The organism is Pseudovibrio sp. Ad26 (genome assembly GCF_001623285.1).
Classification (GTDB): domain Bacteria; phylum Pseudomonadota; class Alphaproteobacteria; order Rhizobiales; family Stappiaceae; genus Pseudovibrio; species Pseudovibrio ascidiaceicola.
Genome location: NZ_LMCE01000088.1, coordinates 278,841 through 297,721 on the forward strand (window position 1 = coordinate 278,841; position 18,881 = coordinate 297,721).

The window sequence follows — 18,881 nt, forward strand, 5'->3', positions numbered from 1 at the left end:
GCAGATTATCGCGCCTGATCTAGCATACGCTTACACTCCAACAACTCAAAGAGCGTAGACTGCAGCCGATCAACATTGTCCTTGGAAAGTCCAGCAGAACCAGCTGCCTCTTCCTTTTCAGAACCCATCAAACGATCCATGAAACCAAATGCTCCATGTCCACCTTTGCCATGCTGATCCGGCTCGTCATCCGGCAACAGACCGGACGGCAATGGCATCTGCGGCTCAGGCTCGCTCTCAAGCGGAAGAACCGCCTGTTCTTCAACAGACCGTTCAGCAACCCAGTCTTCCTGAGGCTCATACATCTCATCTGGAGACGACATGATAGCCTGCGCGACCGCAGCTTCCGCTGCACTGCGCACTGAACCCTCAGAAACTTGGGATGGATCAGGAGCTACGCCGACAGGCGTATTGGCGCTGGACGAGGTTGGGATGACAACGCCACCACCCTCTTTCCAAACGTCCATAACGACGCGCACGCCTTGCTCTCGCAAAATACGTTGCACGCCTTTAATCGTATAGCCTTCCCCATAGAGCAAATGGCGGATACCGCGCAAAAGCTCAAGGTCGTCAGGTCTGTAGTAGCGCCGTCCACCGCCTCTTTTCAGAGGTCTGATCTGGGTAAATCGTGTTTCCCAGAACCGCAGAACGTGCTGCGGCAAATCCAGTTCACTCGCTACTTCACTAATTGTTCGGAACGCGTCGGCGCTCTTCTCCACGATGCAGACCCTCTAAACCTTACTATTATCGGGGCAGCAAATTAGCTGGCGCCCTCAACCAGTGCATCATTAATGCGCTGCTTAAGAACATTGCTTGGCTTGAATACCATAACCCGGCGTGGAGAGATCGGAACTTCCTCACCTGTTTTTGGGTTACGGCCAATGCGTTCACCTTTCGAGCGAACAACAAAAGAGCCAAAGCTAGACAATTTGACAGACTCGCCGCCTTCCAGGCTGGCAGAAATTTCTGCAAGTACCTGCTCAACGAGTTCGGCAGATTCAGTCCGAGATAGGCCGACTTTCTGGTAAACCGCTTCACATAAATCAGCGCGGGTTACAGTGTGACTACCCATTCCACCCTCCTCCGGTAAAGCCATGATCCGTAAGAATAAAGCTTGCTTTCAACAAGTTACGGTATGGCCAACCGGCGTCAGCGTCAACAGCTCATTTGCTAAGAAATGCAACCCTCTGGGGTTTTTTGCCGCTTTTTACCACTTAAGGAGTACTGAACCCCAGGTAAAGCCGCCGCCCATTGCTTCCAGCATGATCAGATCTCCCTTTTTGACCTTGCCAGCTTTAACAATGCTGTCCAGAGCCAAAGGAATCGATGCAGCCGAAGTGTTGCCGTGCTCGGAAACTGTTTTCACTACCTTTTCAGGAGCGATGCCAAGTTTCTTTGCAGAGGCATCAATGATGCGTTGGTTCGCCTGGTGCGGAACAAACCAGTCCAGGTCTTCCGCAGTTGTACCAGTGGCATCAAAGGCAGCTTCAATCACATCAGTGACCATGCCAACCGCGTGCTTGAACACTTCTTTACCCTGCATGCGCAGATGACCTGCAGTCCCAGTGGTGGAAGGACCACCATCCACGTAAAGCTTTTCCTTATGACGGCCATCAGAACGCAAATGACAGGTCAACACACCGCTGGTCTCAGCAGAAGCCTCACCTTCCTGCGCTTCCATGACAACAGCGCCAGCTCCATCGCCAAATAGAACGCAAGTCGTGCGGTCTTCCCAATCGAGAATGCGGGAGAATGTTTCAGCGCCAATCACAAGCGCACGCTTAGCCAGACCGCCGCGCAGATATGCGTCAGCAGTGGTAACCGCGTAAACAAAACCAGAGCACACAGCCTGAACGTCGAACGCAAAACCGTGGTTGATACCCAGTTCGGCCTGAACAGCAACAGCTGTTGCCGGGAACGTGTTGTCAGGTGTAGAGGTTGCCAGAACGATCAAATCGATGTCCTGCGCATCAACACCGGCATTTTCCAGCGCAGCCTTGGCAGCCTTCACTGCAAGATGAGACGTAAACTCACCCTCTGCCGCTATATGACGGTTCTTGATCCCGGTACGCTGAACGATCCACTCATCAGAAGTGTCAACAATCTCGGTAAGCTGCTGGTTAGTAAGTGCTTTTTCAGGCAGATAGCTGCCACAGCCCAAAAATACAGAGCGAAGTGCCTTCACTTTAAACCCTTCAGTTTTCTTCAGCCTCTGAGAAACGACCACGATGGTAGTTTGCCAGATCCTCGGAGATCTTTTTAATCAATTCATTCTTGGCCATATCATAGGCAAGTTCAATGGCAGCACCAAAACCTTCGGCATCAGTTCCGCCATGGCTTTTGATAACAATCCCATTGAGCCCAAGAAAGACCCCGCCGTTGACTTTACGCGGATCCATTTTCGCCCGAAGCCGCTCGAAAGCCCCCCGCGCAAAAAAGTAACCGATTTTAGCCATGAGCGTACGTTTCATAGCAGCCCGTAGGTAGCCAGCAAACTGTTTTGCAGTTCCCTCGGCTGTTTTAAGGGCAATATTACCAGCAAACCCTTCGGTCACGACAACATCAACGGTGCCTTTACCAATGTCATCACCCTCGACAAAGCCGGAGTAAACAAGGTTTGGAGGAGACAGTTCGCGCAGCATTTTGCCAGCTGTACGCACTTCCTCAACACCCTTCACCTCTTCAACACCAATATTAAGAAGACCAACAGTCGGCTGTTTCACGCCATGAACGGAACGACACATCGCTCCGCCCAAAATAGCAAAGTCAATCAGCTGCTGCGCGTCCGCGCCAATCGTAGCACCCACATCAAGCACAATGGACTCACCGCGAAGTGTCGGCCACATTGCCGCAATCGCAGGACGCTCGATGCCAGACATGGTACGCAGGCAAAACTTGGACATCGCCATCAGCGCGCCCGTGTTACCAGCAGAAACAGCAACATCTGCTTCAGAATTTTTGACCGCAGCGATCGCATTCCACATGGAAGATTTACCGCGGCCCTTGCGCAAAGCCTGACTCGGTTTTTCGTCCATGCCAATCGACACATCGGTATGATGAACAACGGATGCCTGCTTCAGACGAGGGTATTCCTCGAGCATTGGCTCGATGACTTTACTGTCACCGAAAAGTAGGAATTCGATATTCGGGCAGCGTTGCAGCACCTGATCAGCACCAGGCAGCACCACCTCAACACCGTAATCCCCCCCCATAGCATCAAGAGAAATACGTATTTTTTCAGACATTTCCAATTTCTTGCCTTGTCCCAACAAAGTCTGCCCTTGTATCGGCAGACCTCGGAATAGTTAAGAGCATTTTCCCTAAGTTCAGTGGAAATGCGCGTCGCGAAGATACTCGATTATAAACGTCTCGCAACACCCACCTCTAAAAAACCTTTGCAGCAATCTAAGATTATTTTTTGCCTTTAAGGGCTTCTAGTGCAGCAAACGGAGAAGGCTTCTGCTCTTCATCCTGTTTCAGTTCTTCCTCCGGGTCCGGAGCATATTTGTCATCCATTTCAACCCCTTTCGCCCGAGGAAATGGATCCAGACCCAACGCAAAGTGTTCACAAACAACAGCTCCGAAGTCCACCTGCGGGCCTTCGAAATAATCCGGCGGATCACTCTCATCAATATCCAGATCTACTTCCAAGGTATCATCATCACTTCGGCGACGCCCCCGGGAATCTTGATCCGGCAAAAATGTACGATCGAACTCTTCGTCCACCATGCACTCAACTGGCTCAAGCGTAACAACACATTGTTGAATAGCTTTGGCGCGGATGTGACCGCGCACTGCCAGTCCATCTCGGCGCCACGGACGCACTTCAAGGTCGGCTTCGAACTCAGGCAGCTTTATCAAATCATAGGCCTTGGCGATCTGCGCCCGCTCGCTCTCGTTGAGAACAAGCTTTACTTGTTTGGTTTTCTTACCAAGACGCACCGCATCGAAAAAATAGGCCCACGGGTATTCAGTTTCAGCCATCGCTGGCGCTTTCCCTTATAAGTTCGGTTTTTGGAGCCACAAATTTGACGTCGCCCGCAAGAATTTCATGGGTTGGAAGGGCAGCAAGACCTTCCACCGCCTCATGCATGTAATGAACCAGCGCTCTTATCGCAACAGCTTCACCGCCCTCGCCATAAATGTTTCTTACAAAGGCCTCAAATAGAGCGGAATTGTCCTTGTTTTCCAGAGCCTGCATATAGCTGGCTGTGCGTCCGTAAAACGATTCGACCATAATTCGAACCCGTTTACGCACACCTTCATCGCCAATACCGATCTCTCGCATGCTCTGGTCCATATCCTGAAAAAAATAATCGAATACAGCCTGTGCAAATTTCCGGGACGCCTTATCTTCGCCTCCTAACCGGTGAAAGACACAAAAAGCGTGCAAAACAATCATCTCGAAGCGACCTTCGCTCGTATCAGGTATACCATAGTGCTGATAAAACACTGGTAGTCGTGCCTGCGCGACGATCCGCTCGTAAGTTGTTCTGACGGATGTGTCTTTACGTCGACGGAAAAAACCGAAGATCATGGCACCTCTCTTACGCTTGTCGAGTTACTTGTGTGACTGCCACGAGGATGGCATAAGCACAAGTCTGAATCTAAACCGCTTGCTTGCTGCATTTTGCTGCAATTTGCAAGCCAACAGGATGTTTGGAATGATTGCATTCGCACGCCGTACTGTGTTCCTCGCTTTTTTGAGCCTGCCACTTGCCGGCTGCTTCACCCAGACACTGACACATGGCCAGGTTGTTTCACCTGATTCAATTCAAGATGTTCAAGTCGGTTCCAGCCGTGAGCAGGTAGAACTTCTCCTTGGTAGCCCGTCCACCACATCTAATCTGGACGGTGAAGCTTACTATTATATCTCGCAAAAGAGCGAAACAGTGGCATTCTGGTCTCCGTCAATCGTCGACCAGCGTGTTGTCGCTGTGTACTTTGATAAAGATGGCTACGTGAGATCCGTTGCTGATTACGGCATTGAAGACGGCAAAGTCTTTGATTACCTCGGTAGAAAAACACGCACCGGCGGTGCTGATTATGGTCTCCTGACGCAGATCCTGCGTGGAGCTGCAAATCCATCAATCGGTCTCTAAGACCCGCCATCACGAGTTTAAAAAACGGCGCCTGTTTTTCAGGCGCCGTTTTTTTTACGCTCACAGCCAACAGGTCAGGCGGCTCTATCCCATTCATATCGCGAATGCTGTCAAATCCTAAGCTTCACGCTTAAAATCACGCTGGTGTTATTGGAGGTTTGCTAGATGTGATCCTGTATTGAGGGGTTATACGCATTCTGGCCGTCTTCTTCCGTGGTTTCTTTAAGGCATTAGAGCGCGTTCCTTTTGATTGGAAACAATCAAACGACAAGAATTCGCTCCACCAAGGATGTTAGATCGCGATGCGTGAATGCAAATAAACGCGAAGTGCTCTAACGACAAACGCGAAGTAAAATCATGACGCACTCCTCTTCTGCCCTCAAAAAAATTACAGATCTGCGCCCCTCAGATCACGCTCTTTTTGTCTATCTCACACTCGTCACTGCAACCTACCTGATCTGGGTTGGCCTGCTGAAGCTGACAGGACCGGAACATCAGCAAATTCAGTTCTGGCTCGGCAACAGCCCAATTTTCAGTGGAGTAGTTCAAACTCTCGGCGTACCTCTCACCGGCGTTTTGATGGCTCTTTTTGAAGTCCCGGCGGGCATTCTGGTTCTGCTTGGCCTGAAAGATCGCCGCCTTGGCATCCTCGGCTGCTTGATGGCCATGCTGATCTTCGCCCTCAACTTACTTTATCTGTTCACAAACCCTGTGTGGATGGATGCCCTTGGAGGTTTCCCGATTATCGGCTCCGGTCAAAACCTCCTGAAATACCTCTCCATGTTTGCAATCCCGGCCTACATTCTCGGGCATCACATGCACACAGCTGGTAAGGAACAGACCGCAGACTCTCTCAAAAAGCTGGCAGTGTTCGCAAGCTTCGCTGGCATCGCACTGGTCATGGGCTGGATCGGTGCCATGAAGTTTTATGAGTTTGAGGCACAAGGCATTGTCCGCCTGATGCAGTCCAACATCTTCTTCAGCTGGACCTATCAGGTCTGGGATGTTCAGGGCGCTTCCAACTTCATTGGTATCGTAGAATGGGTCTTCCTGCTTCTGCTATTGTGCCTGCCATTCAACCGCTTCCTTGGCGGTCTGGGTGTCCTCGGCATCGCTGCAACAGCATTCGGCACCCTCACTTTCATGTTCTCTGTACCGGGCTGGGATGCGGACTCATTCTTCCCCCTCCTCAACCGCACAGGCATCTTCGTCCTGAAAGACCAGTTCCTGCTCGCCGCTGCCATCATCCTCTGGCGCAACTACTGAGCAGCCCATAGATAGCAATTATTGGAAAGCCGGTGCTCCTCAGGGAACACCGGCTTTTTCATGCTCACCTGAAGGTATCTGACAGTCGTAATGACCTGCAGGTTTCTTCCCAATAGGCTGGTCAGGATTGCGATTGTATTGGAAACAAAGATGTTTGAGACATATCGCGAGATCGTTTACCCGCAGCAGGAAGATCACATGGGCCATATGAATGTGGCCTGGTACACCTCCAAGTTTGATGAAGCCACCTGGCACATGCTCGCCCACATTGGCATCACCCCAGCCTATATCCGCGAGAGCAAGAAGGGCATGGCCGCATTGGAGATCACCTATAAGTATCTGGCGGAGGTCTCCGCAGGTGACCTGCTTGTCGTACGCTCCGAAATTAAAGAAATGCGCGACAAGACCATCCTCTTCAAACACACCATGTTTGACTCAATCACCAACACTCCCGTTGCCACCATGCAGGCCGTCGGCGTCCATATGGATCGCGAAGCCAGAAAGTCCTGCCCTTTCCCCGCATATGCAAGAGAACGCTATGAGGCCCTGCTGCCGGAGCCAGCAGCCTAATCAAGCACATCAAAATTACTTAGCAGGTTTCAGATAGAAGCCGCCGCTAAAACAACAGACTATAGTAATCCTGTAAGCGAATCTGAGTAGGACATGCAGCGCTGCTGCATACCAGATTGATGCGGGCAAATTCTTGAATAAGTGCGGGCGTTTTTTTTGCAAAAGGATGGGTTCCATCAAAGTGTTGGAGCATGCGGCGTAAACAAGAGTGCACGCTGCATAATCCTGAGTTTCTCTGTTTGCCTGAGTCAGTCTAGGGGAACCAGCTTTTGCAAGCGCTTAAGGTACCTGCGATAAAAAAATGCATATCGCCAGTTCTACAGTTTCTAGAGGTTGTCGGCATAGCGCTGACAGCCAGCACGGAACTTCGCGCGCAAGTGGGCAACTGGCCATTAGCCTGGGCGCAATGGCACAATGAAACACGCGACTGGGGCGGTATCCGCACCAACCTTTCTGACGAGGGTCTTGATCTAGGTGTGCTCTACACCCAGGACGTTGCCGCAAACCCAGTTGGCGGCCTAAACCAGAGCGCAACTTATGGCGCGCGGCTGGAGGGCATGGCCATGCTGGATTTTGAGAAGATCTTCGGCATCAAAGGCAGTAGCCTGCACTACATCATGTATCAAGGTCTGGGACAGGGCCTGTCACAGGAGGTCATTGGCAACGACTTTGGCGTCACCCAAATTTTCTCAAGCGATATCCTCGCCATCGCCAACTTCAGTCTGGAGCAAAACCTGCTCGATGATCAACTGTACCTCTCCGCCGGTCGCCTCGCTGTGGGCGACATCTTCGCAAGAGACGATACCTTCGCGTACTACCTCAACGGTGCACTCAACAGCACCCCTGGTCAGCTGCTCATCAACCAGCCCACTTTCACCACCTACCCCTTCAACATATGGGGTCTGGCAGGCAACTATACCTTCCCCGACAATCAATACGTCAGCCTCGGCGTCTATGACGCATCCGTGGATGATCTGAACAACGCCGAGAACGGCTTCAACTTCCGCTTTGTGCCCAAAGGCAGCGTGCTGATGGTCGGGCAAGTCGGCGTTAATCCGGGAAAAGAAGACACAAGCAAGTATCTCCCCGGCCACTATCAGCTGGGTGCCTTTTACAACACTGGTAAAGTGGATGTTCTGGGCCCCACTACCACGCAGACCCGTGAAGGCAACTGGGGCGCCTATGCCATCGCACGGCAGATGATCTATCAGGAAAAGGACCTGCAAGGTCTGAGTCTCTGGGGCCTTGTTACAATCGCACCACAACAAGCCATCAACACCCAACCTCTCGGCATCAGCGGCGGCTTGTTCTACCAAGGCCTGATCCCCAACAGAGACAATGACGTTACTGCCGGAGCCTTCATTCTTGGTTATTTCAGTGATCACCTGCCCGGCCAGTCTTATGAGCTCGTATTCGAAGCCACCCATCGCTACCAGTTCGCCGACTGGTCCTATCTCTCACTGGATTTTCAATATGTGGTCAACCCCGCCGGAAACGACGACATCCCGGATGCCTGGGTCTTTGGCACCGAGTTCTCGGTGAAATTCTAACCTCCGCCCAAACCCCAGACATCAGAACAGCAAAAAGCCCGGCCATCTCCCAGACCGGGCTTTTTAGTCTCAAATCAGATCAGAACAAACTAGTGCGCCAGAACTGCTAGAAGCAGCAGAGCCACGATGTTTGTGATCTTGATCATCGGGTTCACAGCTGGACCAGCGGTGTCCTTGTAAGGATCACCAACAGTATCACCTGTCACCGCAGCTTTATGGGCCTCAGAGCCCTTACCACCGTAATGCCCGTCTTCAATGTACTTCTTGGCATTGTCCCACGCACCGCCACCAGCGGTCATGGAAAGCGCAACAAACAGCCCAGTCACAATCACACCAAGCAGCATAGCGCCCAGGGATGCGAAGGCATTTGCTTTGCCAGCAATCGCTTCAATCAGGAAGTAAATGACGATTGGAGAAAGCACAGGCAGCATGCTCGGAATGATCATTTCCTTGATTGCAGCCTTGGTCAGCATATCAACAGCACGGCCATAATCAGGGCGAACTTCACCCTTCATGATGCCTGGCTGTTCTTTAAACTGACGGCGAACTTCTTCAACCACAGCTCCCGCTGCACGGCCAACCGCTGTCATGGCCATACCGCCAAACAGGAATGGGAGCAGACCACCAAAGAACAGGCCGACAACCACATATGGGTTAGACAGTGAGAAATCGATAGACGCCTCAGTCATCCCCTTGAAGTAAGGGAATTGCTCAGAGTTCGCCACGAAGAACTTCAGATCCTCCGTGTAAGCCGTAAACAGCACCAGAGCACCAAGACCAGCAGACCCAATCGCGTAGCCCTTGGTCACAGCCTTTGTGGTGTTACCAACAGCATCCAGCGCATCAGTCGTGTCGCGCACTTCCGCAGGCAGGTCTGCCATTTCAGCAATGCCACCAGCGTTGTCCGTGACTGGACCAAACGCATCTAGCGCCACAACCATACCAGCCAGCGCCAGCATGGTTGTCACTGCAATGGCAATACCGAACAGACCAGCAAGCTGATACGTGACGATAATACCGGCAATGATCACCAATGCAGGAAGCGCAGTGGATTCCATGGAAACCGCTAGACCCTGAATAACGTTAGTACCGTGACCTGTTTCTGATGCTCGGGCAATCGCCTGCACAGGACGGAAGTTGGTACCGGTGTAATATTCAGTTATCCAGATGATCAGACCTGTCACCACAAGACCGGAGACACCGCAGAAGAACAGATCCAGCGGAGTAAAGCTAACGCCATTGCTCTGCGTCAACACTGTATCCATACCGCCGAAGACCCAGTAGGTCAGCGGATACAGGATGATCAGCGAAACAATTGCAGTGGCGATGAAGCCCTTATAGAGCGCGCCCATAATGGAGTTGGACGCACCAAGACGCACAAAGAACGTACCAATGATGGATGCAACAGAGCAAACACCACAGATCAGCATTGGATACAGCATTGCAGACTGCAAATTAGCCGTACCAGCAAAGTAGATCGCTGCAAGAACCATCGTCGCAACAAGCGTCACGGCGTAGGTCTCAAACAAGTCAGCGGCCATACCTGCACAATCACCAACGTTGTCGCCAACGTTATCTGCGATTGTTGCCGGGTTACGTGGATCATCCTCAGGAATGCCAGCCTCAACCTTACCAACAAGGTCACCGCCAACATCAGCACCTTTTGTAAAGATGCCGCCGCCAAGACGGGCGAAGATGGAAATCAGAGAAGCACCAAAGCCAAGAGCCACAAGCGCATCAATCACAGTACGTGAAGTTGGCTCAATACCCATAGGTCCGGTGAGGATCAGGTAATAAACGGCAACGCCCAGAAGAGCGAGACCGGCAACGAACATCCCGGTGATAGCACCGGAACGGAATGCAATAGAGAGCCCTGCCCCAAGGCTCTGGCTTGCAGCTTGTGCAGTGCGAACGTTTGCCCGTACGGAGACGAGCATTCCAATAAATCCTGCGGCACCGGAAAGAACGGCACCGATAACAAATCCAATAGCTACGGTGATAGACAGCAAGTAAGCGACGATGGCGAAGATAACCACGCCAACAATTGCAACACTGGTGTACTGACGAGTGAGGTATGCTTGCGCACCCTCTTGAATGGCACCAGCGATTTCCTGCATTTTCGCAGACCCGGTGTCAGCAGCCATCACGCTGCGAATTGCCCAGATGCCGTAAACGACAGAGAGCAAACCGCACGCAATGGTAACGATAAGTTCAGTCATATTTCCTCCCCTAAGGGTACCCTGCTACTTATGTGTGTGTTCGTAGCAAAATCCGCACTGCAATTGTGTAAATTAACGAACACAGTGACGGTATATACCTGTCACTATCCGTCAAGTTGCTTTTGCGTGGTAGTGGAAGGAAACACGTATGTTGAAAGGAGAGAAACTATTTGGAATTATTCAAACTTTAACTTCCCGTTTTTCAGTAAACATCAGTGAGACAACAAGAAATAGACATAAGATAACGAACGGGAACACCATTAGGTTGACAGTTTCCCATCCAAACACGTTTAACAATTTCCCTGAGGAAAACGAGGCAGTTGCGACTAAACCAAAGACGAAGAAGTCGTTTATGGACTGGACTCTGTTTTGTTCTTCTGGCCGGTAAGTTTGTGTCAGCAACGCAGACGCTCCGACGAAAGAAAAGTTCCAGCCAAGACCAAGTAAAATCAGGGAACTCCAGAAAATCCAACGCTCTAGTCCCGTAAGGCCAACCAGCGCGCACACCGCATAAAGCAAGAATCCGGTGCCAATTACAGCTCCATGGCCGAATCGGCTGATCAAACTACCCGTAATAAAACTAGGTGCGAACATGGCAATCACGTGCCACTGGATGCCAAGAGCCGCATCTGAGTTCGTCAACCCGCAAGCAACCATGGCGAGCGGTGCAGAGGTCATGATCAGATTCATGATCGCGTAACTGATCATTCCACAACCAACAGCCACAAAGAACTTTTGTTGCTTCAGAATCTCTAAAAGCGGCCGTCCACGTTCATGCTTTTCCATCTTCGGTGGCAAAGGTATTTCCAAAAACGCCACAAAAAACAAACCGATAAGCATCAAGACCGCTTGTGCAAGGTAGGTTCCGACAAAAAGGAACGGCTCAAACATGCCTTGTGTCAGAATTACGGTCTGCGGACCAACCACACCGGCAAGAATACCACCGGTCAAAACCCATGAAATTGCTTTGGGCTTGAAGGCAGGGCTAGCGGTATCAGCAGCAGCAAAACGCGCCTGTTGGGTAAAGGCCATCACAAAACCACTGCCGAGTGTAGAAACACAAAGCAGCGTAAAACTACCAAGGTAGGCAGCGTAGGCGGCAACCAAAGCAAACAGCACACCAAACAACAGAGCACCAACAAGCCCGGCACGGCGCCCAAAACTACGCATGATCATGCCAGCAGGCAACGTCCCGATGGCGGTTCCAAGCACAAAAGCAGTAACAGGCAGTGTTGCCAGAGACTTGTCGTCAACCAACAAAACTGAAGCAAGAATAGATGTGGTTGCAAAAATGATAGGGGGAACACCACCAGCAAACGACTGGGCAAGCGCCAAAAGCAGCGCATTGCGCTTTGCCAATCCGTCATCAATCAACGGAGCCGCCAGAGTATTTGCCATAATGTAAATCTTTCAAAGAAGTCAGGAAGGAACCGACAGCCTAATCAATTCCACGTAATGAGCAACCACAGAGCTCACCAGATCATCTGTAACTTCGGGAGATATACGCACAACTCGATGAGAATACGTCATGCAAGGCACCTATTGTCGATTATAACGGCAAACCCAACACAATGCGTCTTGCAATCCCTGCAACGAACATCAGACCCCACCACAAAAGCAGTGATTTTCCTATGTGGTAGAAAATCAAACGACTTCTGGTCCGTCTTTGGCGTTTTAACGTCGTTGCAGCGGGAACTTTCCGCAACTTAACAACCAAGTAAAGCAATGAAATAACGAATGTTATAAAATAGATAGCCGACTCCATCTGAGTACCCTAGCAAAAATAAGGCTCAGGTCGAGACCACTGATCAAAAATGCTTGAACCCGTCAGCCCCGTGAAGCGCATAGGTCTCGCCATTCAGGCTCAAAGCAATCTCTTTCTTAGAAACATCAGCAGCACCCAGCACACCAATCTGAGCACAGCGCAAATCAGCTTCCTGAAGTGCCACTTCAAAAGCCTCTGCATTCTCAGGCATCACAGCAACGAGGATCTCGTAGTCATCCCCTCCCGTAATCGCTGTTTCAAGGAAGGCAGCATCCTTTGCAATCATTGCAGATGCAGCGTCAGACAGAGGAACAGTCTCCAGCTTCACGGATGCCTGTACTTGCGACGTCCGGCACATGTGGCCTAGATCAGCCACCAAGCCGTCAGACACATCCATCGCAGCAACAGCATAATCACGAAGCGCTTGAGCAGCACCAACACGAGGCTGCGGCAGCAAATAACGGTTTAGGAGGAAATCACGCTGCCCAGCAGAGAGCTCAAGCTTATCTGCGAGTTCTTCATCAAGACGCAACTTCAGGCCAAGTGCGGCATCACCAATTGTTCCGGTCACATAGAGCAGTGCACCAGCAACAGCCTCATTGCGCCGAACCACCTGCCCCGTTGGAACCTGACCAAACGCGGTGATGGAAAGCAGCGGGCCTTGCGGGCAGGAAATCGTATCCCCGCCAAGAAGATCAATCTGGAACTGATCCTGAACCAGCTTCAAACCGCGGCAAAACTCGGCAACCCACTCTTCACTGATGTCTTTGGATAGCCCAAGGCCCAGCAGATACCCCTTAGGTTCTGCGCCTTTGGCAGCCAGATCCGAAAGGTTCACACCAAGCGCTTTTTGCGCGATTTCAAAGGGAGGGTCGTTTTCAAAAAAATGAACCCCTGCCATCAGCATGTCTTTGGTTACAACCAAATCACATCCGGTGTCAGGGGCAAATACAGCAGCATCATCTTGCAGATGCACAGCACCCGCGCTGGTGGCGAGCGGCGCAAAATAGCGCTCAATAAGCGAGAACTCTCCCGGTCTGGAACTGGCAGCTCTCTCGCTCATTTTTTAGTCTTCAAATTCAGACTGACGCAGCTCGCGAGCCAGACGGTTCATAATACCGTTGACCAGACGTGCCTCATCTCCATCATAGAAGGACTTCGTCACATCAATGTATTCATTGATGATAACGCGGGCCGGAACGTCTTTTTTACGCAAAAACTCAGCACAGCCAACACGCAGGATCGCACGCAAAGTGGTGTCGATACGCTTCAGTGGCCAATCTTCAGAAAGCGCTGTGTGAATGCGAGGATCAATACGCAGCTGATCCTCAAACACCGCCTGCACCAGATCACGGAACCATGCCGGATCTGCATCACGGTACTGGTCGCCATCCACTTCCTGACCAAGCCGGTAAGCTTCATACTCATTCAGCACATCATTCAAACGCGCACCAGTGATTTCCATCTGATACACAGCCTGAACAGCAGCCAATCGAGCAACCCCGCGCTTATTCGCGGGTTTCACTTCGGCGTTTTTCTTGTTGTTTTCCGTTGTCATCCTAAACCTTACACACCGAACCGGTCGCGCACGTCAATCATAGCAAGACAAGCTTCAGCAGCACCGCCGCCCTTGTTCTTTTTAGAAACGCTTGCGCGCGCCCATGCCTGATCATCATTCTCAACTGTCTGGATGCCGTTACCAACTGCAACGTTTGCATCCACAGAAAGATCCATGATCGCACGAGCCGACTCGTTAGAAACGATGTCGTAATGGGTTGTTTCACCGCGAATTACAACACCGAGCAATACAAAACCGTCATAATCTGCGTCGCCATTTTCCATTGCGGTTAACGCCATGGAAAGCGCAGCAGGAATTTCGAGCACACCTGGCACAGCCAGTCGAGAGATTTTCGCTCCTTCACGGTCCAGCACATCTGAAGCACCTTCATAAAGGGCATCAGCCAGATCTTCGTAAAACCGTGCTTCAATAACAAGAATGTGCGGAACGGCGCTCATTTAATTTCTCCTAATGCCAACCTCATCTTTTCGCTGAGAAATCAGCAAAGATGGGTTAAGGCCACGGGTACGGACAGTACCCACGTATGTGCGCTCAGGAACCACGCCCCAAGCGAAATGTCCAGTTATTTCCTGCGGAAGATTTTGGCTATAAGGCTATTTTGCAATTTCTGCAAGGCTTGGAAACTCAGCAAGACGCGCAACGTACCGTGCCATCATGTCAACTTCCAAGTTTACCTCATCCCCCTGCGCTCTGTCGGACCATGTGGTCACCTCCAGAGTGTGCGGAATAAGGAAGACAGAAAACGTATTTCCTTCAGCCTCGTTCACCGTCAAAGAGGTGCCATCCAACCCCACGGATCCCTTCTTCGGGATGAACCGCGCGAACTCTGGCGCACACTCAAATTTCAGATAAACGCTCTCAGGGTGTTCGGTTCGCTCAACAATGGTCGCTTTGCCATCCACATGCCCCAGAACCAGGTGACCACCCAGCTCAGCGCCCATGGAAAGGGAACGCTCCAGATTGACCCGCTTGCCCACGCTCCACTCAGCAACAGTTGTCAGCGCCAGCGTTTCGGCAGCCGATTCAACCGTAAACCAGTTCTGCTCGCCATCACGACCTTTCGCAACAACAGTGTGGCAAACGCCGGAACAGGCTATAGATGCACCAATATCGATCCCGTCAGGATCGTAAACAGTACCAATTTTTGTCCGCTGACCTGCAGCAATCTGCTCCAGCTCAAGGATTGTTCCAACGTCACTAACGATGCCCGTAAACACCTAGAACCTCTCTTTTGGCGTATACCGCCACAACAGATCTTCGCCCACAGGACGCAGCATCTGCTTGTTATAACCGTCTCGCAAACTCTCCAACCCTTCAAATCCGAAAGGCTGAATACCATCGGACCCAATCAGGTTGGTTCCCTGGAAAATCAATAGCTCATCCACCAGATCTTGCTGAAGCAGGCCGTGCGCAAGTTCCGCACCGCCCTCAACCATAATCTGGGAGAGACCATGCATGTAAAGCGCATCCAGTGCCTTATCAAGACATACCTTGCCATTTCTGAGGCAGTCATTGACGATAACTGTCACGCCTTCCCGCTCAAGCGCACTGACGCGATGATCCGGCGCATGTTCACCAATCACCACCCACAGGGAATTAATCTCTGCGTTTTGCACCAGTTTGGAGGAAAGCGGAATCCGGGCCTGACTATCAAACACCACCGGCTGCGGTGAGCGATGCGCCATGCCAGGCAGGCGCACAGAGAGCTCGGGATCGTCTTCTAAAACCGTACCGATGCCAACAACAATGGCATCCATCTGCGCCCGCATCGCATGCACCAGCTGCCGCGACAACGGACTGGAGATCGCCACCTGTCCGGCTCCGCGCTTGCCGATATAACCATCTTTCGACACAGCCATCTTAAGCTGAACAAAAGGACGCTCATTAAGGATACGGGAGATATGACCGCGAACGGCCTGTCGGCATTCTTTTTCCAAAATACCGATTAGGACGTCAACACCGCCCTCTTCAAGGATCTTTTTACCGCGACCAGCCACAGCAGGGTTGGGATCAGCGGTGCCATAAACAACGCGCGCCACGCCAGCCGCCACAAGCGCCCGCGCGCACGGGCCAGTCCGGCCATAATGCGCACAAGGCTCAAGGGTCACGTAAGCTGTTGCGCCTTGGGCATGTTCACCAGCATCTTTGATGGCCAGCACTTCAGCGTGGGAGCCACCGGGAGGCAGAGTTGCACCCTGCCCCACAATCACAGGCCCATCACCAAAATCTTTTGTCAGGATTGCTCCAACAGGAGGGTTGGGCCACGTCCGGCCCTTTGCACGAATGCCATAGCTGATCGCCGCCGCCATAAAGCGCTCGTGCTCAACTCGTTCCTTTGCATCTAATGCTTTGTAACCAGACAAAGCCATCCCCCTGCCAGCACTACAGCGTATTCCCTAAAAGAAAAGCCCGATCCTCGGAGAAATTACGCAACACAACACTGCAAAAAGCCAGAGATTACGTCCGTGGCGGCATCATCAGCGGATCAACATCCGCATCGGAAAGCTCATCCAGCAGAGCCTCAAAGTCTTTGGCCTCGCGGAAATTCTTATAAACAGAAGCGAACCGCACATAAGCCACATCGTCAAGGGTTTTCAGCCCTTCCATGACCAAATGACCAATATCTTCCGCCACAACGTCACTTTCACCGGAGCTTTCCAACTGCCGGACAAGTCCGCTCACCATACGCTCGATACGCTCAGGCTCAACAGGACGCTTGCGGGTTGCGATCAGAACAGAGCGCATCAGCTTTTCGCGATCAAAAGGTACTCGGCGCCCGTTACGCTTGATAACGGTCAGCTCGCGCAGCTGAACACGCTCAAAGGTGGTAAAACGACCACCACAAGTCTGGCAGACCCTGCGCCGACGGATAGCTGTATTATCCTCGGTCGGGCGCGAATCCTTCACCTGGGTGTCATCACCCCCGCAATATGGACAACGCATCTCGCCTGCCTCCTTACTTAAACACTAAAGAACCGCCGAAGGATGTCCGGCGGTTCTTCTCGTTTAAATTAGTTTTTGTAGATTGGGAACCGGGCAGTAAGGGCCAGTACCTTCTCTTTGACCCGTGCTTCCACAGCTTCGTTGTCGTCAACGGAATTTGCTTTGCGCAGACCTTCCAGAACCTCGGTAATCAGCTTACCGATTTCACGGAATTCTTCCTTACCAAACCCGCGGGATGTACCAGCAGGTGTACCAAGGCGGATACCGGAGGTGATGGTCGGTTTCTGAGGATCAAGCGGAACACCGTTCTTGTTACAGGTGATGTTCGCACGGCCCAGAGAAATCTCTGCGTTTTTGCCGGTCAGTTCCATTGGACGCAGGTCAACCAGCATCAGGTGTGTGTCAGTACCGCCAGAAACGATATCCAGACCACCTTCAACCAGTGTCGCAGCCAGAACCTGTGCGTTTTCGACAACGTCTTTCGCGTAGGTTTTGAACTCAGGACGCAGCGCTTCACCGAAGGCAACAGCCTTACCAGCGATCACATGCATCAAAGGACCACCCTGCAGACCTGGGAAGATCGCGGAGTTGATCTTCTTTGCAATGTCAGCGTCGTTGGTCACAACCAGACCACCACGAGGACCGCGCAGGGTCTTATGGGTGGTGGATGTTGCAACATGCGCATGCGGGAACGGGCTTGGATGCTGACCACCAGCAACAAGACCAGCAAAGTGAGCCATGTCGACCCAAAGGTAAGCGCCTACTTCGTCAGCGATTGCGCGGAACGCAGCAAAATCGATCTCACGAGAATAAGCAGAACCACCAGCGATGATGATCTTTGGCTGGTGTTCTTTAGCAAGCTCACGCACCTCATCCATGTTAATGTGGCCAGTGTCGGTGTTCAGGCCGTACTGAACAGCGTTGAACCACTTGCCGGACAAGTTCGGGCGTGCGCCGTGTGTCAGGTGACCGCCAGCATCAAGGCTCATGCCGAGCAGGGTGTCGCCTGGTTTCGCCAAGGCAAGCAGAACAGACTGGTTTGCCTGAGAGCCGGAATTCGCCTGCACGTTAGCAAAATCGCAGCCGAACAGCTCTTTCACGCGGTCGATTGCAAGACGCTCAACGATATCGACGTATTCACAACCACCGTAGTAACGGCGGCCAGGATAACCCTCGGCATATTTGTTGGTCAGGACGGAACCCTGCGCCTCAAGCACAGCGCGAGATACAATATTTTCCGAAGCGATAAGCTCAATCTCGTTCTGCTGACGAGTAAGTTCTTTATTGATTGCCTCGAGAAGCTCTGGGTCACCAGAAGCCAGGCTACCTGTAAAAAACTCTGGGTAGAGCGGCGTCGTAATTGGATTATCCGATACGGACATAGGTGGACCTCATGACAAGGTTGGAGCAACAAACTGACGAAACGTCCCAATATCGTTTCGCATTCCCATCCCGACAAGTTGTAGCTTCGGGTCCTAGCCCATTAACATATAGGGGGTAACGAACCAAGCGTTGTTCATAGGAATTGCGCAATACTATTGCTGCCATCACCCAAAATTTATGAATTACGCATCTTGAGGTTGTAATTTTCGTTCCAGCTTACGAAGTGCCAACTGCTTCAGATGCGACTCACTCGCATTACGAGGCCCCACAACAAACACCTCAACACCGCTGTGAGCACAAATTGCTGTCATGCGAACAGCATTCCCAACCACGCGCGTCTCAAAATAGACCTGCCCCAGCTTAGACATATGGCCCCTCGCCTCGCTTCTCTCAGATTCGTAAGTTGCCTGCCGTTTTAGCAGGTAATACGGCGCAGCACAGGCTTGCCTGCAATCACATCCCCAAAAGAAAAGGGCCGCTCTGCATCTGGCAGAGACGGCCCTT

The 18,881-nt window shown here is 51.7% G+C and carries 20 protein-coding genes; 4 read left to right on the forward strand and 16 right to left on the reverse strand.

Going from position 1 to position 18,881, the window contains the following annotated elements; all coding sequences use genetic code 11:
• Window positions 1-5 precede the first annotated feature (5 nt).
• From PsAD26_RS18470 to PsAD26_RS18495, 6 genes are all read right to left on the reverse strand, one after another.
• Window positions 6-719 (reverse strand): MerR family transcriptional regulator, encoded by a 714-nt coding sequence (locus PsAD26_RS18470; RefSeq protein ID WP_063311611.1) that lies wholly within the window; start codon window positions 717-719, stop codon window positions 6-8.
• A 41-nt stretch (window positions 720-760) separates the two neighbouring features.
• A complete protein-coding gene (locus PsAD26_RS18475) occupies window positions 761-1,072 on the reverse strand; it encodes an integration host factor subunit alpha (RefSeq protein ID WP_057464306.1) in 312 nt (103 codons plus the stop codon).
• Between the two features lie 135 nt (window positions 1,073-1,207).
• Complete coding sequence (locus PsAD26_RS18480) at window positions 1,208-2,185, reverse strand: beta-ketoacyl-ACP synthase III (protein WP_063311612.1); 978 nt, start codon at window positions 2,183-2,185, stop codon at window positions 1,208-1,210.
• 10 nt (window positions 2,186-2,195) lie between these two features.
• Window positions 2,196-3,245 carry a phosphate acyltransferase PlsX gene (gene plsX, locus PsAD26_RS18485; RefSeq protein WP_057464304.1) on the reverse strand — a complete coding sequence of 350 codons (1,050 nt, stop codon included), beginning with the start codon at window positions 3,243-3,245 and terminating at the stop codon, window positions 2,196-2,198.
• 166 nt (window positions 3,246-3,411) lie between these two features.
• On the reverse strand, window positions 3,412-3,984 hold the full coding sequence (locus PsAD26_RS18490; RefSeq protein WP_063311613.1) for a DUF177 domain-containing protein: 573 nt from the start codon (window positions 3,982-3,984) through the stop codon (window positions 3,412-3,414).
• A complete protein-coding gene (locus tag PsAD26_RS18495) occupies window positions 3,977-4,537 on the reverse strand; it encodes a ubiquinol-cytochrome C chaperone family protein (RefSeq protein WP_208860422.1) in 561 nt (186 codons plus the stop codon). Before PsAD26_RS18495 ends, PsAD26_RS18490 begins: the two co-directional genes overlap by 8 nt.
• A gap of 127 nt (window positions 4,538-4,664) precedes the next feature.
• Between PsAD26_RS18495 and PsAD26_RS18500 the strand changes: the two genes are divergently transcribed.
• From PsAD26_RS18500 to PsAD26_RS18515, 4 genes are all read left to right on the forward strand, one after another.
• Window positions 4,665-5,102 carry an outer membrane protein assembly factor BamE gene (locus PsAD26_RS18500; RefSeq protein ID WP_063311614.1) on the forward strand — a complete coding sequence of 146 codons (438 nt, stop codon included), beginning with the start codon at window positions 4,665-4,667 and terminating at the stop codon, window positions 5,100-5,102.
• A gap of 357 nt (window positions 5,103-5,459) precedes the next feature.
• Entirely contained in the window at window positions 5,460-6,368 is a 909-nt protein-coding gene (locus PsAD26_RS18505) for a DUF417 family protein (protein ID WP_063311615.1), read from the forward strand.
• 150 nt (window positions 6,369-6,518) lie between these two features.
• Window positions 6,519-6,938: a thioesterase family protein gene (locus PsAD26_RS18510; protein WP_063311616.1), complete on the forward strand. Its 420-nt coding sequence runs from the start codon at window positions 6,519-6,521 to the stop codon at window positions 6,936-6,938.
• A 269-nt stretch (window positions 6,939-7,207) separates the two neighbouring features.
• The gene (locus tag PsAD26_RS18515; RefSeq protein WP_063311617.1) at window positions 7,208-8,488 is read left to right on the forward strand and encodes a carbohydrate porin; all 1,281 of its coding nucleotides are present in this window, start codon (window positions 7,208-7,210) and stop codon (window positions 8,486-8,488) included.
• Window positions 8,489-8,577: 89 nt separating this feature from the next.
• On the opposite strand, the gene PsAD26_RS18520 is transcribed toward PsAD26_RS18515, so the two are convergent.
• The 10 genes from PsAD26_RS18520 to PsAD26_RS18565 form a co-directional block, all read right to left on the reverse strand.
• Window positions 8,578-10,707, reverse strand: coding sequence for a sodium-translocating pyrophosphatase (locus PsAD26_RS18520; RefSeq protein ID WP_063311618.1), 2,130 nt, complete (start codon window positions 10,705-10,707; stop codon window positions 8,578-8,580).
• A 180-nt stretch (window positions 10,708-10,887) separates the two neighbouring features.
• Window positions 10,888-12,105, reverse strand: a complete 1,218-nt coding sequence (locus PsAD26_RS18525; protein WP_063311619.1) for an MFS transporter — start codon at window positions 12,103-12,105, stop codon at window positions 10,888-10,890.
• A 410-nt stretch (window positions 12,106-12,515) separates the two neighbouring features.
• Window positions 12,516-13,535, reverse strand: a complete 1,020-nt coding sequence (gene thiL / locus PsAD26_RS18530) for a thiamine-phosphate kinase (RefSeq protein WP_063311620.1) — start codon at window positions 13,533-13,535, stop codon at window positions 12,516-12,518.
• Between the two features lie 3 nt (window positions 13,536-13,538).
• Complete coding sequence (nusB, locus tag PsAD26_RS18535; RefSeq protein WP_057464298.1) at window positions 13,539-14,030, reverse strand: transcription antitermination factor NusB; 492 nt, start codon at window positions 14,028-14,030, stop codon at window positions 13,539-13,541.
• Window positions 14,031-14,038: 8 nt separating this feature from the next.
• Window positions 14,039-14,488 carry a 6,7-dimethyl-8-ribityllumazine synthase gene (ribH, locus tag PsAD26_RS18540; protein ID WP_057464297.1) on the reverse strand — a complete coding sequence of 150 codons (450 nt, stop codon included), beginning with the start codon at window positions 14,486-14,488 and terminating at the stop codon, window positions 14,039-14,041.
• A gap of 156 nt (window positions 14,489-14,644) precedes the next feature.
• A complete protein-coding gene (locus PsAD26_RS18545) occupies window positions 14,645-15,268 on the reverse strand; it encodes a riboflavin synthase (RefSeq protein ID WP_063289206.1) in 624 nt (207 codons plus the stop codon).
• Window positions 15,269-16,414 (reverse strand): bifunctional diaminohydroxyphosphoribosylaminopyrimidine deaminase/5-amino-6-(5-phosphoribosylamino)uracil reductase RibD, encoded by a 1,146-nt coding sequence (gene ribD / locus PsAD26_RS18550; RefSeq protein WP_063311765.1) that lies wholly within the window; start codon window positions 16,412-16,414, stop codon window positions 15,269-15,271.
• 94 nt (window positions 16,415-16,508) lie between these two features.
• Window positions 16,509-16,994 carry a transcriptional regulator NrdR gene (gene nrdR, locus PsAD26_RS18555; RefSeq protein ID WP_057464295.1) on the reverse strand — a complete coding sequence of 162 codons (486 nt, stop codon included), beginning with the start codon at window positions 16,992-16,994 and terminating at the stop codon, window positions 16,509-16,511.
• A 68-nt stretch (window positions 16,995-17,062) separates the two neighbouring features.
• The gene (glyA, locus tag PsAD26_RS18560; protein ID WP_063297549.1) at window positions 17,063-18,376 is read right to left on the reverse strand and encodes a serine hydroxymethyltransferase; all 1,314 of its coding nucleotides are present in this window, start codon (window positions 18,374-18,376) and stop codon (window positions 17,063-17,065) included.
• Between the two features lie 183 nt (window positions 18,377-18,559).
• Entirely contained in the window at window positions 18,560-18,745 is a 186-nt protein-coding gene (locus PsAD26_RS18565; RefSeq protein ID WP_063305415.1) for a hypothetical protein, read from the reverse strand.
• Window positions 18,746-18,881: the final 136 nt, after the last annotated feature.